The organism is Peptostreptococcaceae bacterium, from assembly GCA_016649995.1.
Classification (GTDB): Bacteria; Bacillota; Clostridia; order Peptostreptococcales; family BM714; genus BM714.
Genome location: JAENWJ010000001.1, coordinates 1 through 20699, shown reverse-complemented (window position 1 = coordinate 20699; position 20699 = coordinate 1). Strand labels below are relative to the sequence as shown.

General features: G+C 39.4%; 20 protein-coding genes and 1 riboswitch. Of the genes, 5 read left to right on the top strand and 15 right to left on the bottom strand.

Translation table 11 applies throughout. From position 1 onward, the window contains the following. Positions 1 to 257: 257 nt before the first annotated feature. Positions 258 to 2168 (top strand): glutamine synthetase, encoded by a 1911-nt coding sequence (locus JJE29_00100; GenBank protein MBK5251039.1) that lies wholly within the window; start codon positions 258 to 260, stop codon positions 2166 to 2168. Positions 2169 to 2241: 73 nt separating this feature from the next. Here JJE29_00100 and JJE29_00095 read toward each other — a convergent pair whose 3' ends face one another. The 4 genes from JJE29_00095 to JJE29_00080 form a co-directional block, all read right to left on the bottom strand. Further along, positions 2242 to 3264 (bottom strand): alpha-hydroxy-acid oxidizing protein, encoded by a 1023-nt coding sequence (locus JJE29_00095; protein ID MBK5251038.1) that lies wholly within the window; start codon positions 3262 to 3264, stop codon positions 2242 to 2244. A 4-nt stretch (positions 3265 to 3268) separates the two neighbouring features. Further along, positions 3269 to 4093, bottom strand: a complete 825-nt coding sequence (locus tag JJE29_00090; GenBank protein MBK5251037.1) for a carbon-nitrogen hydrolase family protein — start codon at positions 4091 to 4093, stop codon at positions 3269 to 3271. 16 nt (positions 4094 to 4109) lie between these two features. Continuing rightward, positions 4110 to 4559: a transcriptional repressor gene (locus JJE29_00085; protein MBK5251036.1), complete on the bottom strand. Its 450-nt coding sequence runs from the start codon at positions 4557 to 4559 to the stop codon at positions 4110 to 4112. Positions 4560 to 4754: 195 nt separating this feature from the next. After that, positions 4755 to 5543: an Mrp/NBP35 family ATP-binding protein gene (locus JJE29_00080; GenBank protein ID MBK5251035.1), complete on the bottom strand. Its 789-nt coding sequence runs from the start codon at positions 5541 to 5543 to the stop codon at positions 4755 to 4757. A gap of 133 nt (positions 5544 to 5676) precedes the next feature. On the opposite strand from JJE29_00080, the gene JJE29_00075 reads away from it, so the two are divergent. From JJE29_00075 to JJE29_00065, 3 genes are read left to right on the top strand one after another with little or no spacing between them, the layout of a single operon-like run. Next, the gene (locus JJE29_00075) at positions 5677 to 6810 is read left to right on the top strand and encodes a class I SAM-dependent RNA methyltransferase (protein MBK5251034.1); all 1134 of its coding nucleotides are present in this window, start codon (positions 5677 to 5679) and stop codon (positions 6808 to 6810) included. Position 6811: 1 nt separating this feature from the next. Continuing rightward, positions 6812 to 7084 (top strand): LysO family transporter, encoded by a 273-nt coding sequence (locus JJE29_00070; GenBank protein MBK5251033.1) that lies wholly within the window; start codon positions 6812 to 6814, stop codon positions 7082 to 7084. 2 nt (positions 7085 to 7086) lie between these two features. Further along, entirely contained in the window at positions 7087 to 7683 is a 597-nt protein-coding gene (locus JJE29_00065; protein MBK5251032.1) for a lysine exporter LysO family protein, read from the top strand. On the opposite strand, the gene JJE29_00060 is transcribed toward JJE29_00065, so the two are convergent. From JJE29_00060 to JJE29_00020, 9 genes are all read right to left on the bottom strand, one after another. Then, positions 7680 to 8639 carry an ornithine cyclodeaminase family protein gene (locus JJE29_00060; protein MBK5251031.1) on the bottom strand — a complete coding sequence of 320 codons (960 nt, stop codon included), beginning with the start codon at positions 8637 to 8639 and terminating at the stop codon, positions 7680 to 7682. The genes JJE29_00065 and JJE29_00060 overlap by 4 nt on opposite strands. Before the next feature lie 48 nt (positions 8640 to 8687). After that, positions 8688 to 9608, bottom strand: a complete 921-nt coding sequence (gene cysK / locus JJE29_00055) for a cysteine synthase A (GenBank protein MBK5251030.1) — start codon at positions 9606 to 9608, stop codon at positions 8688 to 8690. 9 nt (positions 9609 to 9617) lie between these two features. Then, complete coding sequence (gene cysE / locus JJE29_00050; GenBank protein MBK5251029.1) at positions 9618 to 10295, bottom strand: serine O-acetyltransferase; 678 nt, start codon at positions 10293 to 10295, stop codon at positions 9618 to 9620. Positions 10296 to 10592: 297 nt separating this feature from the next. Next, positions 10593 to 11525, bottom strand: coding sequence for an ABC transporter permease (locus JJE29_00045; GenBank protein MBK5251028.1), 933 nt, complete (start codon positions 11523 to 11525; stop codon positions 10593 to 10595). Further along, a complete protein-coding gene (locus JJE29_00040; GenBank protein MBK5251027.1) occupies positions 11526 to 12596 on the bottom strand; it encodes an ABC transporter permease in 1071 nt (356 codons plus the stop codon). It abuts the gene before it with no gap. Beyond that, positions 12593 to 14128, bottom strand: coding sequence for an ABC transporter ATP-binding protein (locus JJE29_00035; GenBank protein MBK5251026.1), 1536 nt, complete (start codon positions 14126 to 14128; stop codon positions 12593 to 12595). The genes JJE29_00040 and JJE29_00035 overlap by 4 nt, the downstream gene beginning before the upstream one ends. Before the next feature lie 12 nt (positions 14129 to 14140). Then, a complete protein-coding gene (locus JJE29_00030; protein MBK5251025.1) occupies positions 14141 to 15262 on the bottom strand; it encodes a BMP family ABC transporter substrate-binding protein in 1122 nt (373 codons plus the stop codon). A 24-nt stretch (positions 15263 to 15286) separates the two neighbouring features. After that, the gene (locus tag JJE29_00025) at positions 15287 to 15856 is read right to left on the bottom strand and encodes a xanthine phosphoribosyltransferase (GenBank protein MBK5251024.1); all 570 of its coding nucleotides are present in this window, start codon (positions 15854 to 15856) and stop codon (positions 15287 to 15289) included. Positions 15857 to 15898: 42 nt separating this feature from the next. Beyond that, a riboswitch (purine riboswitch) is annotated at positions 15899 to 16000 on the bottom strand. Positions 16001 to 16057: 57 nt separating this feature from the next. Further along, the gene (locus JJE29_00020; protein MBK5251023.1) at positions 16058 to 16573 is read right to left on the bottom strand and encodes a hypothetical protein; all 516 of its coding nucleotides are present in this window, start codon (positions 16571 to 16573) and stop codon (positions 16058 to 16060) included. Between the two features lie 128 nt (positions 16574 to 16701). Between JJE29_00020 and JJE29_00015 the strand changes: the two genes are divergently transcribed. Then, positions 16702 to 17277 (top strand): hypothetical protein, encoded by a 576-nt coding sequence (locus tag JJE29_00015; GenBank protein ID MBK5251022.1) that lies wholly within the window; start codon positions 16702 to 16704, stop codon positions 17275 to 17277. 42 nt (positions 17278 to 17319) lie between these two features. Here JJE29_00015 and JJE29_00010 read toward each other — a convergent pair whose 3' ends face one another. Together JJE29_00010 and typA are read right to left on the bottom strand one after the other, a co-directional pair. Continuing rightward, entirely contained in the window at positions 17320 to 18483 is a 1164-nt protein-coding gene (locus tag JJE29_00010) for an aminotransferase class I/II-fold pyridoxal phosphate-dependent enzyme (GenBank protein ID MBK5251021.1), read from the bottom strand. A gap of 180 nt (positions 18484 to 18663) precedes the next feature. Then, a complete protein-coding gene (gene typA, locus JJE29_00005) occupies positions 18664 to 20481 on the bottom strand; it encodes a translational GTPase TypA (protein ID MBK5251020.1) in 1818 nt (605 codons plus the stop codon). Positions 20482 to 20699 lie beyond the last annotated feature (218 nt).

The window sequence follows — 20699 nt, the reverse complement described above, 5'->3', positions numbered from 1 at the left end:
CTTAAACGAAATAACCGATTAATTCAAGCTGTATAATTACGGACATTATAGTTGCTATTTATATTTATTGTACGTTATGTTACATACTATTGCTTGATATCAAAATTATTAAATATTTTTTTATTTGCACCTCTCACGTTGATTTTACTGCTTATCAAAGGTTTGACGCAAAATATTAATCTTTACATTAATATTTATTATGCTATAATTATTCAATATTAAATATTTTATAAAGAGGTGATCCTATGGTTTCAAAAATTTACAATGAGCTTCTCTATTTTATCGACCCAGGAACATATGATGATCAAGGTTTGCTTAAGCTTATCAATGATCATTCAGAAATCAAATTCGTATCCCTTGTAGCTGTAGACTTGGGAAACAACCACACAGATGAAAAAGTACCAATTGAACTTTTCAAAGAGGATGTATCCGGTTTCCTTGTAAAAGGAGTGCAAACTGACGGTTCAAGCGTTGTTCTTCCGGAAATCGCCGAATTGAGCAATGCAAAGGTAGATTTGATTCCCGACAAAGATGTCAGATGGTTTATCGATTACAATTACGACCTTTTGGACCCGCTAAATTCTTTGCCAGTTGGAACGCTTATCATTCCCGCATTCATTTGCCATGAAGACAAATTGGTCTGCTCACGTTCCGTTTTGAAACGATCCGCAGTGCGAATAAAGGAAAGCCTTTTAGAACTCATTTCAAACAGTAAAACCCTTTTGGCTGAATTCGAAATTGCAAGTGCCGATTTAATTGATGAAATAGTTCTCACCACAGCTACTGAATTGGAATTTTGGGTAAAGACTCCAGGTAAACAAGCCGATATAGAAAAACTTTCCACATCGCAGATTTTAAAAGAGCAATACTGGAAACGCACCATAGGCCCGGTAAAAACAGCTCTTGAAGAATCTTTGCTAAAACTCAACAAGTATGGTTTCGAAGTTGAAATGGGTCACAAGGAAGTCGGTGGAGTCCCTTCCGCGATGGACAGTGATGGAAATTTCACTTACATCATGGAACAGCTGGAAATAGACTGGAAATACAGCTCAGAAATGCAAACGGGCGACAATGAACTATTCGCGCAGGATATAATAAAAGATACTTTTGTTGAAAAGAACCTTGATGTAACCTTCCTTGCCAAACCTATTGAAGGGGTTGCGGGAAACGGCAAACACATACACATAGGAATTGCGCTAAAACTGAAAACCGGAAAAATGATAAATCTTTTCTCTCCCATTGACCAAAATTCTTCATATATGAGTTCAATAGGATTCGAATCAATCATGGGACTCCTTAAAAATTATGAGATTATCAATCCGTTCATAAGCAACACAAATGATGCTCTAAGACGTCTCAAGCCCGGTTTTGAGGCACCTGTTTGCATAGTAACCTCATTGGGTCACTCGGTAGAATCTCCTTCCCGTAATAGAACCGTACTTACAGGTTTGATAAGGGACATGAGCAACCCTATGGCTACACGATTTGAAGTTAGATCACCAAACCCGACCACCAACACTTATGTGTCAATTGCCGCAATCTATCAGGCAATGCTCGACGGAATCCTTAGTATTCAAAAGTCCGGCATGTCGCTCGATGAAATCGAAAAAGAGCTTTCAAAAAAACCGGGAGATAGTGCCTTTTATCTTGAAAAAGAAAGGGCATATAGGAGCGAAGAAGACGTATTTGAGGATTACACCGATGAAGAACGGGGTTCAATGTTTGGAATACCTCCAGCAACAGTATATGAAAATGTATTAGCTTTAGATTTATACCCCAAGAAAGTCGATATACTTTTAAATGGAGATGTATTTACAAAAGACATCATCAAATCCCTTAAATCAGCATCAACCAGTCAATGGATTAATGAATTGAAGTCCAGAATACTCGATACCAATACTGATTTGGTACGCTCTTACAAAAAAATCCATGAAACTGAAAATGCAACGGATTACGATGTTGTGAACTGGGAAAAAATTAATCAGCTTCGTCATGATTTGATGAAAAACAAACTCAGCAAGCAGTCCCTATTCGAGGAGTTGAGATTTGCGATAGAAGAAGAAAATTATGAGGCTGTTTCAAAACTGCAAATTGAAATGCAGAAAAAAATGGCAGAACTAGAAAAGTTCTATTATATCTACAAGCGCAACCTTTTCGGAATAAAGTAAGCAGCTTACTGCTCATAAAGATTTGTCTAGAAAAGAGATGGTTAAAGGTCATCTCTTTTTCTGCTTTTCGTGTTTATTTTACAATTTCAACTTTTTCCCTTGTTATATCTTTAATGCTCTGAGCCCCTGTCATTCTCATTACATCCTCAAGCTCAGCTCCAATTTTTTCGGTGTAAAGTTTTACGCCTTCTTTTTCTCCTCCATAAACCGCAACTCCGTAGGGTCTTCCAATGAGCACTCCATCTGCTCCCAAAGCCAGGGCCTTAAATATATCTGTTCCCTTTCTGAACCCTCCGTCAATAAAGATTTTCATTTCCCCTTTGCAAGCTTCAACAATACGTGGCAATACCTCTATAGTAGATAGAGTATCATCTAAAACCCTACCCCCATGATTTGAAACAATTATTCCAAAGGCACCTGCATCTTTTGCTTTTAAAGCCCCTTCAACAGTCATTACTCCTTTAACAATAAATGGCAACTCAGTGCTCGCAATTATCTTCCTCAGAGATTCAACTGACTGCGGAAATAGCGGCTTGCCCATTTTTGCAAACACAGTGAGTCCTGCGGCATCCACATCCATTGCAATCGCCATCACATTTCTTTCTTCTGCAATTTTTACCTTCCTTATTGATTCTTCAACACCCCACGGTTTGATTGTCGGAATACCGCATCCTGATACCGCCCCTATGGCATCCAACGGACCTGTGTACGATTCTTCCGGTATGCCGTCTCCTGTAAATGCCGCAGTTCCCGATTCAAAGCATCCATTAACGACAGCTTCCGAATAACTTGTGTCTGTAAATCCTTCCCCATAATTAACTTTGACTCCACCTATCGGAGCTGCAAAAAATGGGTATTTAAATGACCTTCCAAACATTTCAAGACCTGCATCGACTTTTCCGGATTGATAAAGCGTATCCATGTGAATCTTAACATTTTTAAGTTGCTCAACATTTCTAATAAATCCGTTTCCGGAACCTTTCCCTCCCATACCCGGGACCTGTCCCTTGCATGCAACACCGTTGCACTCTAAACAAACCTTGCATTTGCCCCCAAATTTTTTTTTCGCATTATTTCTTACATCAGTATAGTCCATAACATTATCGCCTTCCCATGAAATCTATTTCATACAGGTCAGTTCTTCTATGTTTCATAAGCGGCAACTCGTTCCTAACCTTTTCAATTAAATCTTTTTCCATTTCACATATCAGCAAACCTTCTTTATCATCAAGCTGCTGTTTTACTCTTCCCCATGGATCAACAAAAATCGTATGTCCATAGGCATGATAAGATGCATTCCAGTCAACCGCAGGTGAAACCGCTGCAAAATAAACCTGATTATCCAATGCCCTGGCTTTTGCTGTCATTTCCCAATGAGCAGATCCTGTAATCCTATTGAACGCTGCAGGAACTACAATCAATTCTGCTCCCTTCAAGGCCATAAGCCTCATAAGTTCCGGAAATCGCATATCATAGCATATTGCCAATCCCACAATTCCAAAAGGAGTCTCAAAAACCGTTACATCTCGTCCCGGTGTCAGGGTTTCCGATTCTTTAAAACGTATTCCGCCCTCTATGTCGATGTCGAAGAGATGCATTTTTCGATGTTTTGCAACAATTTCCCCTTTCGGGTTCAGCACAAATGAAGTGTTGAATACGTTCCCTTCCTCAATTTCAGGAATTGAGCCCGCAACGATGTAAACCCCATTCTCTATTGCAGCTTTTGACATTTCTTTTATTGTCTTTCCCGAAGCATCCTCTGCATATTTTCTAAAATACTTGTTGTCATAAGGACAATTGAACATTTCAGGAAGCACAATCATGTCCGCCCCTTCTATTGATGCTTTTTTTATCATTTCACAAGCTTTATCAATGTTGGCATTTTTATCTTCAGTTACATTCATTTGCACTAATCCAAGTTTCATTTCAATCCTCCTTAGATTATATTATTATTTTCTTATTACAGCTTTCGCAAGTACCATGCAATACCATAAGCAAATCTTCTACTTCCACCTTATACGAACTTTCAACACTGCTGGTTATATCAATAAGATCCATCACAAGCTTTGGGTCATCGATATCAAAAATCTCACCACAGCTATCGCATTTAAAATGAATATGGAGTTTTTTCCCGCTGAATATTTTCAGTTCATAATATCTATGTTTGCCTATCGCTATTTCCTCGATAATTTGATTCTTTTTTAGTATGTCTATTGTCCTGTAGACTGTCGGCAAGCTTATCCCTTTTGCCTTAACTAATTCATACACATCCTCAGGCTTCAAATGCTTGTCGCTTTCCAAAAATATTCTAATAATCTCTTTTCTTGAAGAAGTGAATTTGAAATTCTTTTTTCTTAAAATGTCTTCTATCATGCACACTTTATCATTCATATAATCACATCCATTATTTATTGGAGAAAGCGAGATTTTTATCTCGCTTTCAATCTTTAATTCTCGCAAACAGAATTATTTGATTCAATTTCTCCCTCAAGATATTTTCTTACTGCTTCTTCTACATCTCCTGACATTCCAACAATAACCTTAATATTATTTTTTCTAAACAATTCCTGTACAACAGTTTTTTTATTACTTTTCTGCTATCAGTTCCTTGATTTTCTCATTGAAGTCATCAAAAATACCGAATCCAATTTCTGGGTACAACTCAACTTTTCCTTCATCGCACAGTTCAACAAACTGAGAGTCGATTGGCAATTTATGTATTATATTCAAATCCATATCCTTGGCAATTTCATCCAATTTGCTCTTTCCGAAAATATAGTTGCGTTTACCACAATCAGGGCACTCGTAATAGCTCATGTTCTCTATGACTCCCATTACAGGAATATTCATCATGTTGGCCATGTTGATCGATTTTTTTACAATTAAATTGACAAGATCTTGAGGCGCTGTAACAACAATAATTCCATCAACCGGAACTGACTGCATTACTGTAAGCGATACATCTCCGGTTCCCGGCGGCAAATCGATTATGAGGTAGTCAAGCTCTCCCCAGTTTACATCGGTATAAAATTGTTTTACTGTGCTTCCAAGAAGCGGTCCTCTCCAAATAACGGGAGACTCCTCTTCTTTTATTAAAAGATTCAATGAAATAACTTTTATTCCGTTTTGTGCTTCAACCGGGTTTATTGATTTTTCGTCTCCGGTTGCGCGCTGAGCATTGATTCCGAAAATCTTCGGAATGCTGGGTCCTGTTATATCAGCATCCATTATTCCTACCTTGTAGCCTTGTTTACTCAGCGCCAAAGCCACCAATGATGTTACCGATGATTTTCCAACTCCGCCTTTACCGCTCATTACTGCGATAACTTTTTTAATATTGCTGTTGTCATTTGTTCTCTCTTTACGTATTTCCATAGTACCCTCCTATAAATAGCATATGCTAATTATATTACAACACGATAATATTTTCAATGAAAATCCTTCTCAATTGCCAACAATGCCTCCTTATTTGATATAATATAATGTATGACTATGAAAGGAGTATACTATGTCAGAATACAAATTAATTGCCACGGCAACCTTCGGGTTGGAATCCGTTGTAGCCAAAGAACTTAAGGCCCTTGGATTCAAAGATTTGAAAATTTTCAACGGAGGTGTTGAATTTGCGGGTATTGAAGAGGATATATGCAAATGCAATTTATGGCTCCGCAGCGCAGACCGTGTTTTCATTAAACTTGCGGAATTCAATGCCACAAGCTTTGAATCTTTGTTTCAAAATGTAAAAAAAATCGAGTGGAACACGTATCTTTCTAAAGACGCTTGTTTCCCTGTGTATGCGAAATCAGTCAAGTCAAAGCTTTTCAGCCTTTCAGACATACAGTCCATATCTAAAAAAGCTGTTGTCGAGTCTATGAAGGAAACCTATAACTTGGACTGGTTTGAAGAAACAGGACCTCGCTTTCCAATACACATTGCAATTCTCAATGACCAAGCAAGCGTACTCATGGACACAAGCGGCGAAGGCCTCCATAAGAGAGGCTACCGAATAGAACCTGTTATTGCTCCATTGAAGGAAACCTTGGCCGCAGCCTTGGTATTGCTTAGCAATTGGTATCCTGACAAGCCCTTGATAGACCCATTCTGCGGATCAGGAACCATACCTATCGAAGCAGCAATGATAGCTCGCAATATAGCGCCCGGTTTAAACCGCAAATTCATTTCAGAAACATGGGGTTTCATACCCGAATCGATATGGAAAGAAACCCGAAAGGAAGCATATTCATCTATTGATTTTGATAAGTCATTGAACATACAAGGGTATGACATAGACAAACGTGCAATCAAGGCCGCCAAGATAAACGCCGCCGAAGCCGGCGTCGAAGATTCAATTCATTTCCAGGTTCGCGATATTTCCGAGCTAAGCTCAAACAGCAAAAACGGATGCGTAATCACAAACCCTCCTTATGGAGAAAGATTAGAGTCACAGGAATCGGCTGAAAGACTTTACCGAATCATGGGGGAAAGACTTAAGCATCTTGACAGATGGTCCTACTTCATAATAACCTCTCACGAGCACTTTGAATCCGCTTTCGCCATCAAATCAGATAAAAACAGAAAACTGTACAACGGACGTATTAAAAGCTACTATTATCAATACTTTAGCAGAGAATGGGGGAATTAAATTGACCCAGGTTCTATTTTTTTTAATTATTGGCATACTTATAGGCTCAATAGCAAATCTAAGCAAAAAAACAGTCCTGTTGAATTCAAAACTGCAATTCGTAGGACTGGTGTTTCTTTTATTCTTTATGGGTGCTTCGATAGGAATGAACAAAAGCCTTTTGTCCAATTTAAAAACCATCGGCATAGACTCCTTCATATATGCAATAAGCACAATATTTTTCAGCACTCTTTTTGTCTATATCGCTACAAAGAGATTTTTTGAAAGGAGTTAACCATGTCGCTTGCCATTGTCATATCAGTATGTTCCGGCATTTTCTTCGGATTTGTTTTTCTTCCAATGGAGATGAAGCCGTTAATTGAGCATGCCTCCGGTTATGCATTAAACTTTCTTATTCTTACAGTAGGAATCGAATTGGGATACAATCGCAGTGTTTTTCATCGATTAAGGGTTTTGGGTCCAAAGGTATTATTGATACCTTTTTCAATCGTTCTCGGAAGTCTGACAGGAGGTATCCTGGCCGCATTCATACTTCATCGTGAAATCGGAATAAGTCTCTCTATTGCCTCCGGATTCGGTTGGTACAGCCTATCTGGAATCCTTTTGACACGATTGGTAAACGCCGAGGTCGGCGCAATTGCTTTTCTATGTAATGTTTTCAGGGAATTGATGGCAGTATTGATTATTCCAGTGATTGCCAAACACCTCAACTTTCTTACGAGCATAGCCCCGGCAGGCGCAACCAGCATGGATTCTACACTTCCTATTATATCTAAATCCACTGATAGCGAAACATCATTGATTGCCTTTATAAATGGATTTACCCTTTCTGCGCTTGTTCCTTTTCTTGTTCCATTTTTCTTGAATTTCTAAACCATTTTCATAAGTATGTCGTTTGCCACAACTAAATCAAGAACTGCAAATCCTACAGTTTCGAATACAGTTATCCCACCGGAACCTCTATAGTTCTTGTTTTCGGCAATATATGAACCAATCTCAGAATCAACATCGCAAATTTTAATAAGCCCCATTTCAATGGGTTTAAGCAGGTCCCCTGATTCCTTCAATACGACCTCCAAGTTGTCCACCAAAATGAAAGATGCGTTCTCCATTATATCCTCGTGGATTTCCTGCATGTCCGGTCTAAACGAACCTACTGCATTTATATGAACATTCTCTTTAAGCATCTCTTTCCTAATAATAGGTGTATGGGATGTAGTAACTGTATTTATTATATCTGCATTCGCTACTGCCTCTTCAATGGTTTCGCATGCAATAAACTCGGTTTCAAACCTGTCCTTGAAGCGATTTTTCATTTCCTTTGCAAATAATTTTGTTTTATCATAGTTTCTTGCGGCAATATTCACCTTATCGATATTCCTTACAGTCAAAAGGCCTTCAATCTGGCATGGAGCCTGTCCGCCTGTACCGATGATTGCCGCTGTCTTAACTGATTCCCTGCAAATAAGATCTGTGGCAACCGCCGTAATGGCCCCTGTTCTTATTTCCGTGAGCCTTGTGCCGTTTATCATCGCTTTGACGTATCCCGTTTCGCCATCAAGCAATATCATCTGGGATGGCACATTATCCAATCCCATTTTTGAATTACCGGGAAAAACCGAAACTATTTTTATTCCTATCAAATCCATCGACTCTATCAACCCCGGCATAAAAAGGCATGTTCCCTGCTTATCTGCAAATGAAAGGCTTGTTCTAACCGGTATTTGCGCCTTTCCGTTTTCATTAAGAACCAAGGCTCTTTTTACCGATTCTATTGCTTCTGCCATTGTGTAAATCTCATCTATCTTTTTTTTGTCTATCTGAATCATTTTACTATCTCCTTGTAATTGTTTCTTAAACACAATCATTATAACATTTTAATCATACAAGTCGGTGCTTAAATACCTTTCTCCCGAGCTTGCCGACAAGGTCAAAATTCTTATCTCTTTGTCCGATTCTATACTTGAAACCAATTTTCGTACTGCGGCCAGGTTTGCTCCTGTCGAAATTCCAACCATTAGTCCCTCTTTTCTCGCGAGGAATCTGGCTTCCGTATATGCTTCTTCATCATCAACTAAAATCAGTTCATCCAATAGACCCACATTCAAAATGCTAGGAACGAATCCGGCACCTATTCCCTGCAATTTATGTGGTCCCGCTTTCTTGCCGGAAATAACCGCAGAACCAGAAGGCTCAACTCCAATGACCTTTATATTTATAATATTTTCTTTAAGGACTTTTCCTATGCCCGTAATTGTTCCCCCTGTCCCTATCCCGTTAATAAAATAATCCAATTTATTGTCCATCTGTTTTAATATTTCGATGGCAGTACCTTCCTCATGCGCTTTTGCATTGTCTTTATTGCCAAATTGATTTGCCACAAAATACTCGGGATTATTTTCTTTCATTGATTCCGCTACTTCTATTGCCCCTTTCATTCCATCTTCCTTAGGCGTCAAGATCAATTCTGCGCCATAAGCCTTCATTATTTTTTGTCTCTCAATGCTCATGTTTTCAGGCATAACAATAACAACACGATATCCTTTAACCGCCCCGACAAGGCTTAGACCAATTCCGGTGTTGCCACTCGTCGCTTCGACGATAGTGCCTCCCGCTTTTATTTCCAATCGTTTTTCAGCCTCTTCTATTATCTTTGCAGCCGGCCTATCCTTTATGCTCCCTCCGGGATTATGGAATTCAAGCTTTAAAAAAACCTCAACACCCGGTTTTGAATAGGACTCAAGTCTTACAATGGGTGTGTCCCCAATCATTTCTAGAACATTATTATATATTTCCATAGCAACCTCCTAAATAGCTTTACGTTCATCAAAACTGTCCAAACGTTCTTCGAGCATCCTTATTTTTTCCTTCATGGATTCTAATTCTTTTTCGAGAGGATCCGGAATATTAATCTGATCAAGATCCGCAAATTCATTCGCTCGTCTTATGGCATGAATCTTCACATTTCTTTTTCTTACCACCCTAGCAGGTATTCCTACGGCTGTAGAGTCTGAAGGTATATCCTTAAGCACAACGGAACCGGCGCCTATTTTCGAGCGATCCCCGATTTTTAGCGGCCCCAATACCCTTGCGCCCGCACTTATCATCACATCATTTCCGATCGTAGGGTGCCTTTTGCCCGTGTCCTTCCCGGTGCCTCCAAGGGTAACCCCTTGATAAATTGTTACATTTCGACCTATCTCAGCGGTTTCGCCTATTACAACTCCCATTCCATGATCTATGAATAGGTTTTCTTTAATTTTTGCTCCGGGATGAATTTCAATACCTGTCAAGAACCTGCTTATTTGAGATAGAAATCTAGCCGTAACCTTATACCCCTTATGGTAAAGAGCATGATTCAAGCGATGTGAAGCAATTGAAAAAACGCAAGGATGACAAATCATCACCTCATATCGGCTATTAACCGCTGGATCCCTATCTATTATTGAATCCAAATACTCTCCGAAAGATTTAAATCTATTCATTTTTTTCCCTCCTTAAAATAAAAATCTGCCCCTGTGCAACTCACAGAGGCAGATTGGTATCCGCTTTTCCACTCTATTGAGACTAATCATCTCTCATATTTTTAACGGTATAAACCGGAACAGCCTACTAAATTCAACTGTCAGCTCATAGGTGCAATTCGTCCCGCTTCCAACCGTGAAGCAATTACAGCGTACATGCTTCCTCTCTGTCCGTTTATTCGGGATTACTCTCCTACTCAAAGCCTTTATTAATATATTTTATTATGATATCACAGATTTAAATCTATTGCAAATTTTTTATCGTTCCTCCCTAAAATAAGGATTCGATAAACCCTCAGGAGGCATGTTCTCTCTGCTTTTCCTAAGGGATATTATTATTAAAACTATTATTGTCGCTAAATACGGGAACATGTCTACAATGTATTGCGAAATGCTTAAATCAAATTTTTGGAGTCTAAATCCTATTATATCCAATCCTCCGAAAAAATATGCTCCCAATATCGCCTTGTTAGGATTCCAAGTACTGAATATTACCAAAGCAACAGCTATCCAACCTCTTCCAGCCGTTACGTTTTCCTGCCAGGCCGGAACATAAACCAATGAAAGATAGGCTCCTCCCAATCCGCATAATGCACTGCCAAACAAGATATGAACATATTTATACAGGTTTATATTTATTCCGCTTGCATCGGCAGCTGAAGGATTTTCTCCGACCACCCTCATATTTAGGCCCCAACGGGTGCGATACATGTATATACCAAGCAAAATCGCTGTAATATATCCCAAGTAAATGAATACATTCTGATTGAACAATATTTTTCCCAAAATCGGTATATCGCTGAGTCCGGGTATTTCAAAAGCCTTGAAAAAACTCCCTACTTCTACCGGCACAATCTGTCCCATAAGGCTCTTGCCCGCAAAACCCGATAGACCCGTTCCGAGAATAGTAAGAGACAATCCCGTTACCACCTGATTTGCCTTTAGAGAAACTGTCAGAAATGCAAATATCAATCCTCCGAAAGCACCCGCGGTTGCAGCTCCAAGCAGAGCCATATATGGGTTCGAAGTCAACAGCCCTATTTTGAATCCGGCAACTGCTCCCATCAGCATTAGACCCTCAACTCCAAGATTCAAATTGCCTACTTTTTCGGTAATTATTTCTCCAAGGGTTGCAAATAGCAAAGGGGTTCCTGCCTGTACCGCTGCATTAAGAAATACGATTATTGCCATTTACATCCCCTCCTTTTTCACTCTATTATTCTTGAATATTATTTGATACTTAACAAAAAACTCGCTGCCAAGAACAAACAGCAGTATCATTCCCTGCAATATCTGAGCTGCAGACTGCGGAATTTGAAAAGCTGTCTGTATATACGAACCACCCTGAATAAGAATCGCAAACAAAAACGATACCACCACAATCAACGGTGCGCTCAAACCGGAGAGCCATGTTACAATAATTGCCGTGTATCCCACCCCGCCAGTCACTTCTACTGAAAGAGTCCCACTGACAGCAGAAGCCTGAATCATTCCAGCTATACCCGCTAGTGCGCCACCTATAAACATTGCCTCCAAAATGATACTCCTTACATTCATTCCTGCATAAGCCCCTGTATTTTCGCTCTCGCCTATTACATTTATTTCATAACCTTTTTTGGTGTAATGTATAAAAACATATACAACTGCCGTCAACACAAGTGCAATAACCCATCCTATATGAATCCCCAGGAATTCAGGCAGAACCGCATTTGATGTAAAGTTTGGAATTTTAGGAAATCCGAGGGCATTTTTGTCCTTCCACGGACCATATTGCAAATATGTTATCCACTTCAATGCAACGTAATTCATCATTAGGGTAAACAGAACCTCATTTGTTCCGTATTTTGCTTTGAAATATGCCGGTATAAGTGCCCATAAACCGCCTCCAATTGCTCCTGCAATGAGCATAACAATTAAAAGCGCCAGCCTATTCATATCGGGATAGCTCAATGCAAAATAACTTGCAAAAAAGGCTCCCATAATCATTTGTCCCTCGGCTCCGATATTCCAAAATTTCATTTTAAATGCCATAAGTATTCCAAGAGATGTTATCGTTAGCGGAATAGTACTTATTATAGTTTCCTTAAATCTGTAGACCGATCCAAAAGAACCCTCGAGCATCGACAAATATACTTTTATCGGATCATGTCCGAGGAACACAATAAACAAGGCCGACAGCATCAATGCCATTATTATTGCCGTTATTCGCGTAAAAATATTCCTGTTTTTGCTTACTTCAGACCGCGCGGCTATTCTTATCATGATATATCGCCAACTCCTTTGTCCAAGGGATTGCCGGCCATCATATAGCCCAAATCCTCTTTAGTCGCTTGATGTCCGTCCAATGTACCTATGAGTTTTCCGTTGCAAAGAACCATTATTCTGTCGCACATCTCTATGAGTACATCAAGATCCTCTCCTATGAATAGAACGGCAACACCGCTCTTCTTTTGATCGTTTATCAAATCATAAACAAGGTGAGCCGATCCAACATCAAGTCCTCTTGCCGGATAAGCAGTAATCATAATTTGCGGCTTTGTCTCTATTTCCCTTCCAAGCAGAACCTTCTGTATGTTGCCGCCTGACAGCATGCTAACCTTTGTATAGATATCCGGAGTCGATATATTTAGCTTTTCAACTAAGCTAGCCGCCTTTTCTCTTGACTTTTTCTTTGAAAGAAAGAATCCCTTCTGGCTTTGGTATTCCTTTAAAGGAACATTATCCACAATGTCCATCGAAGCTATCAGACCCATTCCCAATCTGTCTTCAGGAACAAAACTCATACTTATACCCATTTTTATGATTTCCCTTGGAGACTTGCCGACAAGATTGCTTTTGCCAAATTTTATTTTCCCGCTGTGTATCTTTTGCAAACCGGCAATGGCCTCGCACAGTTCTTTCTGTCCGCTGCCAGCAACACCTGCAACTCCCAGAACTTCTCCGCTGCTCAAATCAAATGTTATGTCTTTAAGAACCTTTACACGTTCCTCATTATTAACTGTTAATCCGCTTACTCTAAGCAATAATTTTTTGTCTTTGGTTTCAGGCCTGTTTATTGATAGATTCATGGACTTTCCAACCATCTTGTCAGTAAGTTCATGTGAATTCAGATTCTTGTTCTGAACAGTTTCGATGTATTCACCTTTTCTAAGTATTGTTATCTTGTCGCTTATTTCAAGCACTTCATTTAATTTATGTGTTATTATCACAATTGCGCAACCGCTTTTTTTCATCCTATTTATAATTTCAAATAATTTTTTTGTCTCCTGCGGAGTCAGAACAGCAGTCGGCTCATCAAGAATAAGTATCTTTGCCCCGCTATAAAGAACCTTCAAAATTTCAACCCGCTGCTTTTCAGCCACCGACATGTCATAAATCTTTTTATCAGGATCGATTTCCAATCCATAACGCTCGGAAAGATACCTTATCTCTTCCGAAATTTTTCCACCGTTAATAAACGGCATCCCCTTTTGACCCGCAATTATATTTTCTTTGGCTGTCAACACATCAACTAATTTGAAGTGTTGGTGAACCATTCCGATTCCCAAACTTATAGCCACTTTCGGCGTCGTTATATCTGCCTTTTGTCCTTCTACAAAAACAAAACCACTGTCAGGCTGGTAAATGCCTGACAGTATGTTCATTAATGTACTTTTTCCTGCACCATTTTCACCCAGCAGGGAATGAACTTCCCCGCCGTGCAGTGTGAGAAATACATCTTTGTTGGCTTGGACTTTTCCAAATATTTTTGTAATATTCTGCATTTCTACCAATACTTTTTTATCTTGCAACATATCATCACCCGATTATTCTATTTTTCCTTCTACCCCTTTGACAAACCAATCCATTGAAAGCATTTCTCCATCGCTCATTACTTTTCCATCTTCAACCTTCAAAGTTCCTTCTTGGTCGTAAAGAGGTCCTGCGAAAACTACGAGGCTTCCATCAGCCAATGCTGCAGTTGCTTCGTCAACTATTGCTTGGGCTTCTGCCGGAGCGTTTTCAGTAAATTCAGCAAGTTTTACAACTCCGTCTTCCATTCCGCCCCAATAAGGTTCGTTTGTCCATTCGCCTTTCATAATCTTATCTACTTGTTCTGTGTAATATGGTCCCCAATCCCAGATAGGAGCAGTCATGAATGCATTCGGTGCAGCAGCGCTCATGTCCGTGTGATAACCAATTGAGAAAGCGCCTCTTTCTTCAGCTGCCTGTTGAGGTCCTGCTGTATCCTGATGCTGAGCTATTACATCCGCACCCTCATCAAGAAGTGCCTTTGCTGCTTCTTTTTCATTTGCAGGGTCATACCAAGTGTGAGTCCATCTTACCGCTACTGTTGCGTTTTCATTTACAGATTGTACGCCCAATGTGAATGCGTTGATTCCTCTTATTACTTCAGGTATCTCATATGCTGCTACATATCCTATTTTGTCGCTTTCAGTTTTAAGGCCTGCTACTATTCCCGACAAGTATCTTGCTTCATATATTCTTCCAAAGTAATTGTTCATATTAGGAGCATCCTTATATCCTGAACAGTGAAGGAATGTAACTTCCGGATACTCTTCAGCTACCTTTACTACATAATCCATGTAACCGAAGCTTGTTGCAAATATAACTTTTGCACCTTGGTCAATCATATCTTTCATAACCTTTTCTACTTCAGGTCCTTCAGGTACGGATTCCTTATAAATAGTCTCAACCCCTAGTTGTTCCTCAAGGTAGAGTCTTCCTTCATTGTGAGTGTACGACCATCCGCCGTCTCCTATCGGTCCTACATATACAAAACCTACTTTGAATGCTTCTTCCGGAGTAGCCTCTTCTGCTTCAGTTGCAGGCTCTTCCGGTGTTGCCTCTTCCTTGGCGCAACCCACAAACAACATGGATAGAACCAATAACAATGACATTAATACTACAAACGATTTCTTGAACATGATTTACTCCTCCTGTATATTATATTATTTTATTTTTATGCCTTCATAATCCATTTTTTCAATGGATGCAAGGGCTTCAAGCCTATATCCTTTTTCTCTTAAAATCTTCCCGCCATCTTGGAATGCTTTTTCAATCAAGGCTACTACTCCAACAACATTTGCGCCTGCCTGTTCAACCAGATCTATCATCCCCAAGGCTGCTTGACCGTTTGCAAGAAAATCATCAACAACAAGCACATTTTCACCTTCGATTAAATATTTTTTAGAAACAACCACATCATAGCGACATGACTTTGTGTATGAAAACACTTTGGTTTTATATAAATCATCCCCAATGTTTCCTGATGTTATCTTTTTTGCAAAAACAAAAGGAACATCGAAATTTCTAGCCACGGAATACGCCGCAGGAATTCCCGAGGTTTCAATAGTAAGTATCTTGTCAACTTTGCAGTCCTCAAACCTTCTATGTATTTCTTCGCCTATGTCGTCCATTAGCTTGTAATCAACCTGATGGTTAATAAAGCTGTCAACCTTCAATATGTTTCCATCCAATACTCTTCCGTCTTTCAATATTCGATCTTTAAGTGTCTTCATTTTCCCCCCTCAAAGCAAAAACCCAACCAAATTTGGTTGAGAGTCAGAAAAAACTGCTCCCGTAGTCGGATTGTTAACGGCAACCCGGTAGAAACTTTTGGACCATATCTCCAAATCTATACGGACGAACTTTTAATCAAATTATTAATTTAATATTCGTTATTATTGTAAAGCATATTTGCTAAAAAATCAACCTATCGATTACATTTTTTCCATTATTGTCTCAGCGATATAATCCTCAATGGGCTTTTCAATATATTTTATTTTATCTGCGTTGAAATCATATCTAAACATGAATACATTAATAAGCAATTTCCCGCCGATGGTATAGAATGGATTTCCATGGCCCGGAATAAATGCTATCTCTATTATTTCGTCTTGCTTACCGCTAATCTTCTCTTCAACTGCTTTCACTTCTATGGATTTAACCGTTTCTATTATCATCTTCATTACTTCCGGGTCTTCCATTATCCACATGTTGTAATTCCAAAAGCTTCCTTCCTTCTTGTTTGCAGGGCGAAACATCTCTCTGTTCGATATTGCGCTCAAAATTTTCCTTACAGATTCCTTGTTAAATTCATCGTCATATAGCGACTTCATGTCTTCCATGTCAGCTATGTCGTTTAAGTATCTTTCGCCTACTTTTTCTCTCTCCATAGTAGCCGTCCAAAAAAATATCATTGCTTCAAAAACCCTCAAATCCATTTTTAAACTCATAACAAACCCCCTAAATTTTTAATTACGATTTATTATACCATCAATTTCTTTTTGCGTTTAACTTTTTGGCATAAGAATACTATCTTTAGGGTAAGATTACAATATACAAATAAAAGGAGATGTATGTTATGTCCATATATGCTTATATTGCAATTATCGCCGTCTTATTCATATTGTTCTTTGCTCGGCAACAAAAAAAACTAAGGAATTCGGAATCTTTTTCAAAATCGGCTCTAGATTTCTTTAATTCACTCGATAATTTTACGCCTTCCTACGGGATTTTCGGAATAAAGGATCCTTCCGGCCATACTAAAGCCATGGCAATTGACCCTAAAAATGAATCTATTTGCTTGTACGATGAAAACGAAAAAAACAAGCATCACATTATGAATTACTCGGAATTGGTGTCGTCCGAAATTTTCGAAAACGAAACTTCAATATCATTCTTTTCCGATGATTCCAAAATACTTAAACTCAATTTCGAGAAGGAACTCGCCGAGGAAGAGAAAAAAATATTAAGGCTTTCCGTAGAGTGCACATTTATTTCGGAGAAAGTCCCAAGTTTCAAGATTTATACAATCAATTCAAGCGGTCCTGTCGACAACAACGAATACCTTTTCAAAAGGGAAGAAACAAACAAGTGGCACCGTCTCATGGTCAAAATAATCGATTACAATAACGAGTCGGTCAAACATATATATTAACCGACAAGTATTTTTCTTCCCACCTTAAATAATATCGACTATTTAGAGATCTTTGAAGGCCTCTCTTACGCTTTCGAGGGTCTCCCATTTTTTGCTGAAACAGAACCTTACTTGATGAATGCCGTACTCCTTTTTAGAATAAAATGATGTCCCCGGCACAACCGCAACCCCAGTCTTCTTTATTAACTCGATGCAAAATTCATAGTTGTCTTTTGTTCCATATTCCTGCATCAGATCTTCACAATCGGCTATGATGTAGTAGGCGCCTTTTGGCCTGTACGGCTTAAATTTACTATTCTCAAGGGTTTCAAACACATGATTTCTTGCCTGGTTATAATGCTCCTGCAAGCCCATGTAATAGGATTCATCGAGGTTCAAGGCAGTGACTGATGCATGCTGAAACGGAGTAGGGGCTCCTACTGTGAAAAAGTCATGCACTTTTCTTATTCTGCTTGTAATACGCTCATCCGCTATAGCCCAGCCCACTCTCCATCCCGTAACTGAATAGGTTTTCGAAATCGAGTTAATTGTTACAGTTCTATTCTCCATGCCCGGCAGAGAAGCTATTGAGATATGCTTTTCGCCGTCAAAAATAATATATTCATATATTTCATCCGTAATTGCATACACGTCCCATTTCATGCATAAATCAGCAATCTTTTGTAATTCATCCTTTGAGAAAACCTTGCCTGTAGGATTATTCGGCGTATTGATTATTATCGCCTTGGTTTTTTCGTTAAATGCATTTTCAAGGTCTACCTCGTCATAGGACCACGCAGGCGGTTTAAGCCTTACATAACGCGGAGTAGCGCCCGAAAGAATTCCATCTGGTCCATAGTTCTCATAGAAGGGTTCAAATACTATTATTTCGTCACCCGAATTCACGAGTGCCATCATAGTTGAAATCATGGCCTCGGAAGCCCCGCAGGTTACCGTTATTTCCTTTTCGGGATCACAAACGATTCCATTATACTCCTTTTCCTTCCTTGCTATCGCCTCTCTTAATTCCTGTTCACCAAAGGTTATGGGATACTGATTTAGCTCTTCATCTATCGCACGCTTAGCTGCTTCTTTTAATATGTTAGGGCTTCCAAAATCCGGGAATCCCTGGGACAGGTTATACCCTCCATAAAATTTGCTCACACGTGTCATTTCCCTTATTACGGATTCCGTAAACGCTTCAGTCTTTTTTGACAAAGCTTTCATTATAATCCTCCTATACTTTCATCATGCTTCAATGTTAACATAATGAAAAACAACAAGCCACCTTCACTTGCTGTCCAAATAAAATAATCAGATAAACCCTCTAAGCTGATTATTTATAAATATACACAAAAAAGGCCTTCGCATAATGCGAAGGCCTTTTTTGTGTATTTATGCTATATATTATACTGTCTTTGGCCCTTTTCCAGCCTTCATCCTATTGTTCTCATTCAGAATCTTTTTCCTGAGTCTCAAAGCATCCGGAGTAACTTCCACAAGCTCGTCTATTTCGATGAACTCCAATGCCTCTTCAAGAGTGAATTTCTTTGGATTCTGAAGCTTTATGGCATCATCGCTTCCGGAAGCCCTTGTATTGGTAAGCTTTTTGTTTTTACATGGATTGACAGCCATATCGTCCTGGCGGCTGTTCATTCCTATAATCATGCCTTCATATACTTCTGTGGCAGGATCTACGAATATGGTAGACCTTTTCCCAAGATTAAACAGTGAATAAGCCATCGTGGATCCCCTAAGCTGGGCTACAAGAACACCATTCTTTCTTCCCGGAATTTCCCCAAAGTAAGGCTGGTAATCTTGGAAAGAACGCACCATAGTGCCCTCTCCCCTAGTATCGTTTATAAATTCGCTTCTGAAACCCAAGAGTCCTCTTGTCGGAACGGCAAACTCAATCTTTGCATATCCATTTTCCGAGATCATTGCAAGCATTACGCCCTTACGTTCATTCAGTTTTGAAATGACGGTTCCGCTATATGTTTCCGGCATTGTAGCTAAAACCCGTTCCACCGGCTCAGAGCGAACCCCTTTTATATTTCTCATGAGAACTTGGGGTTTGGATACTGACATCTCGTACTTTTCCCTTCTCATGTTTTCAAGAAGTATGGAAAGATGGAGTTCTCCTCTTCCGGATACGATGAATCCGTCCTTTCCTTCAAGTTCCTCAACTCTAAGTCCAACATTTACTTCAAGCTCCCTATCGAGACGCGCCTTCAGGTGCCTTGATGTAAGATATTTTCCGCTCTGTCCACAAAATGGAGAGTCGTTTACATAAAAATTCATAGAAAGCGTAGGCTCCTCAATCTCAATCATCTCGAGAGGCTCAACGGCTCCTGTCATACAGATTGTTTCGCCTATGGAAATATCTGACATTCCGGACAATACGACGATTTCACCGCTTCCCGCTTCATCTGTCTCCACACGCTTGAGTCCTTCATTAATATACAGATTTACAATCTTGGCCTGTTTGACGCTTCCGTCCCTTTTAGCTACTGATACGGTCTGCCCCTTTTTTATGGTTCCTTTTCTTATTCGGCCAATCCCGAGACGACCCACATAGTCGTCATAGTCAAGCGACGATATCTGAATTTGCAGCGGCTCATCATCCCTATCCGGATACGCCTCTACATGCGACTGAATCAAATCGAAAAGAGGATCCAAATTATCGCTTTCATCTGACATATCCATCTTTGCTATGCCTTCCCTGGCAACTCCGAAAATAATCGGAAAATCAAGTTGTTCATCGTTTGCCCCCAAGTCGGCAAAAAGATCAAAAGCCATGTCTACAACTTCTTCGGCCCGCTCATCTTTTTTATCAATCTTGTTTATAAAAAGAATTGGCTTGAGTCCATGTTCCAATGCCTTTTTCAATACGAAACGAGTTTGCGGCATTGGCCCCTCGCTTGAATCTACAAGCAGTATTGCCGTATCCACTGTTTTAATAATCCGCTCAACTTCCGAAGAAAAATCGGCATGTCCCGGTGTGTCTACAATATTAATTTTCACGCCTTTGTGTTCGATGGCGCAATTCTTTGAATAAATTGTGATGCCCCGTTCCCGTTCCAGATCGTTACTGTCCATGATGCAGTCTCTGACTTCCTCATTGTCCCTAAAAACGTTGCTCTGTTTCAAGAGCGCGTCAACCAGGGTTGATTTGCCAGCATCTACGTGGGCTATCACTGCTATGTTAATAATCTTTTGTTTCATAATTTCCTTCCTTCTCATGCATTTATTTATAATCAACTCTTCTATTATACACTTTAATAGTAGTGTGTGCAATTTTTTTAGAAACATTGCAATATTAAATGCCCAACTTTTTTTGAAAAACCCGCGAATATTTAGCTTGAAATCATTCTTCATATTTTATGTGTTTATGCTGCTATTTCATTTGCTGTTTTATAGCCTAATATTTTTCGTGGATAGTT

What these genes read in the sequence shown, in the direction of transcription:
- JJE29_00085 (MBK5251036.1), bottom strand. Translation starts at nt 4,559, where the DNA reads ATGAATGATAAAGTGTGCATGATAGAAGACATTTTAAGAAAAAAGAAT.
- JJE29_00015 (MBK5251022.1), top strand. Translation starts at nt 16,702, where the DNA reads ATGTCCATATATGCTTATATTGCAATTATCGCCGTCTTATTCATATTG.
- JJE29_00040 (MBK5251027.1), bottom strand. Translation starts at nt 12,596, where the DNA reads ATGATAAGAATAGCCGCGCGGTCTGAAGTAAGCAAAAACAGGAATATT.
- JJE29_00010 (MBK5251021.1), bottom strand. Translation starts at nt 18,483, where the DNA reads ATGAAAGCTTTGTCAAAAAAGACTGAAGCGTTTACGGAATCCGTAATA.
- typA (MBK5251020.1), bottom strand. Translation starts at nt 20,481, where the DNA reads ATGAAACAAAAGATTATTAACATAGCAGTGATAGCCCACGTAGATGCT.
- JJE29_00060 (MBK5251031.1), bottom strand. Translation starts at nt 8,639, where the DNA reads ATGATTCAGATAGACAAAAAAAAGATAGATGAGATTTACACAATGGCA.
- cysK (MBK5251030.1), bottom strand. Translation starts at nt 9,608, where the DNA reads ATGGAAATATATAATAATGTTCTAGAAATGATTGGGGACACACCCATT.
- JJE29_00075 (MBK5251034.1), top strand. Translation starts at nt 5,677, where the DNA reads ATGTCAGAATACAAATTAATTGCCACGGCAACCTTCGGGTTGGAATCC.
- JJE29_00020 (MBK5251023.1), bottom strand. Translation starts at nt 16,573, where the DNA reads ATGAGTTTAAAAATGGATTTGAGGGTTTTTGAAGCAATGATATTTTTT.
- JJE29_00025 (MBK5251024.1), bottom strand. Translation starts at nt 15,856, where the DNA reads ATGAAGACACTTAAAGATCGAATATTGAAAGACGGAAGAGTATTGGAT.
- JJE29_00065 (MBK5251032.1), top strand. Translation starts at nt 7,087, where the DNA reads ATGTCGCTTGCCATTGTCATATCAGTATGTTCCGGCATTTTCTTCGGA.
- JJE29_00035 (MBK5251026.1), bottom strand. Translation starts at nt 14,128, where the DNA reads ATGTTGCAAGATAAAAAAGTATTGGTAGAAATGCAGAATATTACAAAA.
- cysE (MBK5251029.1), bottom strand. Translation starts at nt 10,295, where the DNA reads ATGAATAGATTTAAATCTTTCGGAGAGTATTTGGATTCAATAATAGAT.
- JJE29_00080 (MBK5251035.1), bottom strand. Translation starts at nt 5,543, where the DNA reads ATGGAAATACGTAAAGAGAGAACAAATGACAACAGCAATATTAAAAAA.
- JJE29_00090 (MBK5251037.1), bottom strand. Translation starts at nt 4,093, where the DNA reads ATGAAACTTGGATTAGTGCAAATGAATGTAACTGAAGATAAAAATGCC.
- JJE29_00045 (MBK5251028.1), bottom strand. Translation starts at nt 11,525, where the DNA reads ATGGCAATAATCGTATTTCTTAATGCAGCGGTACAGGCAGGAACCCCT.
- JJE29_00095 (MBK5251038.1), bottom strand. Translation starts at nt 3,264, where the DNA reads ATGGACTATACTGATGTAAGAAATAATGCGAAAAAAAAATTTGGGGGC.
- JJE29_00030 (MBK5251025.1), bottom strand. Translation starts at nt 15,262, where the DNA reads ATGTTCAAGAAATCGTTTGTAGTATTAATGTCATTGTTATTGGTTCTA.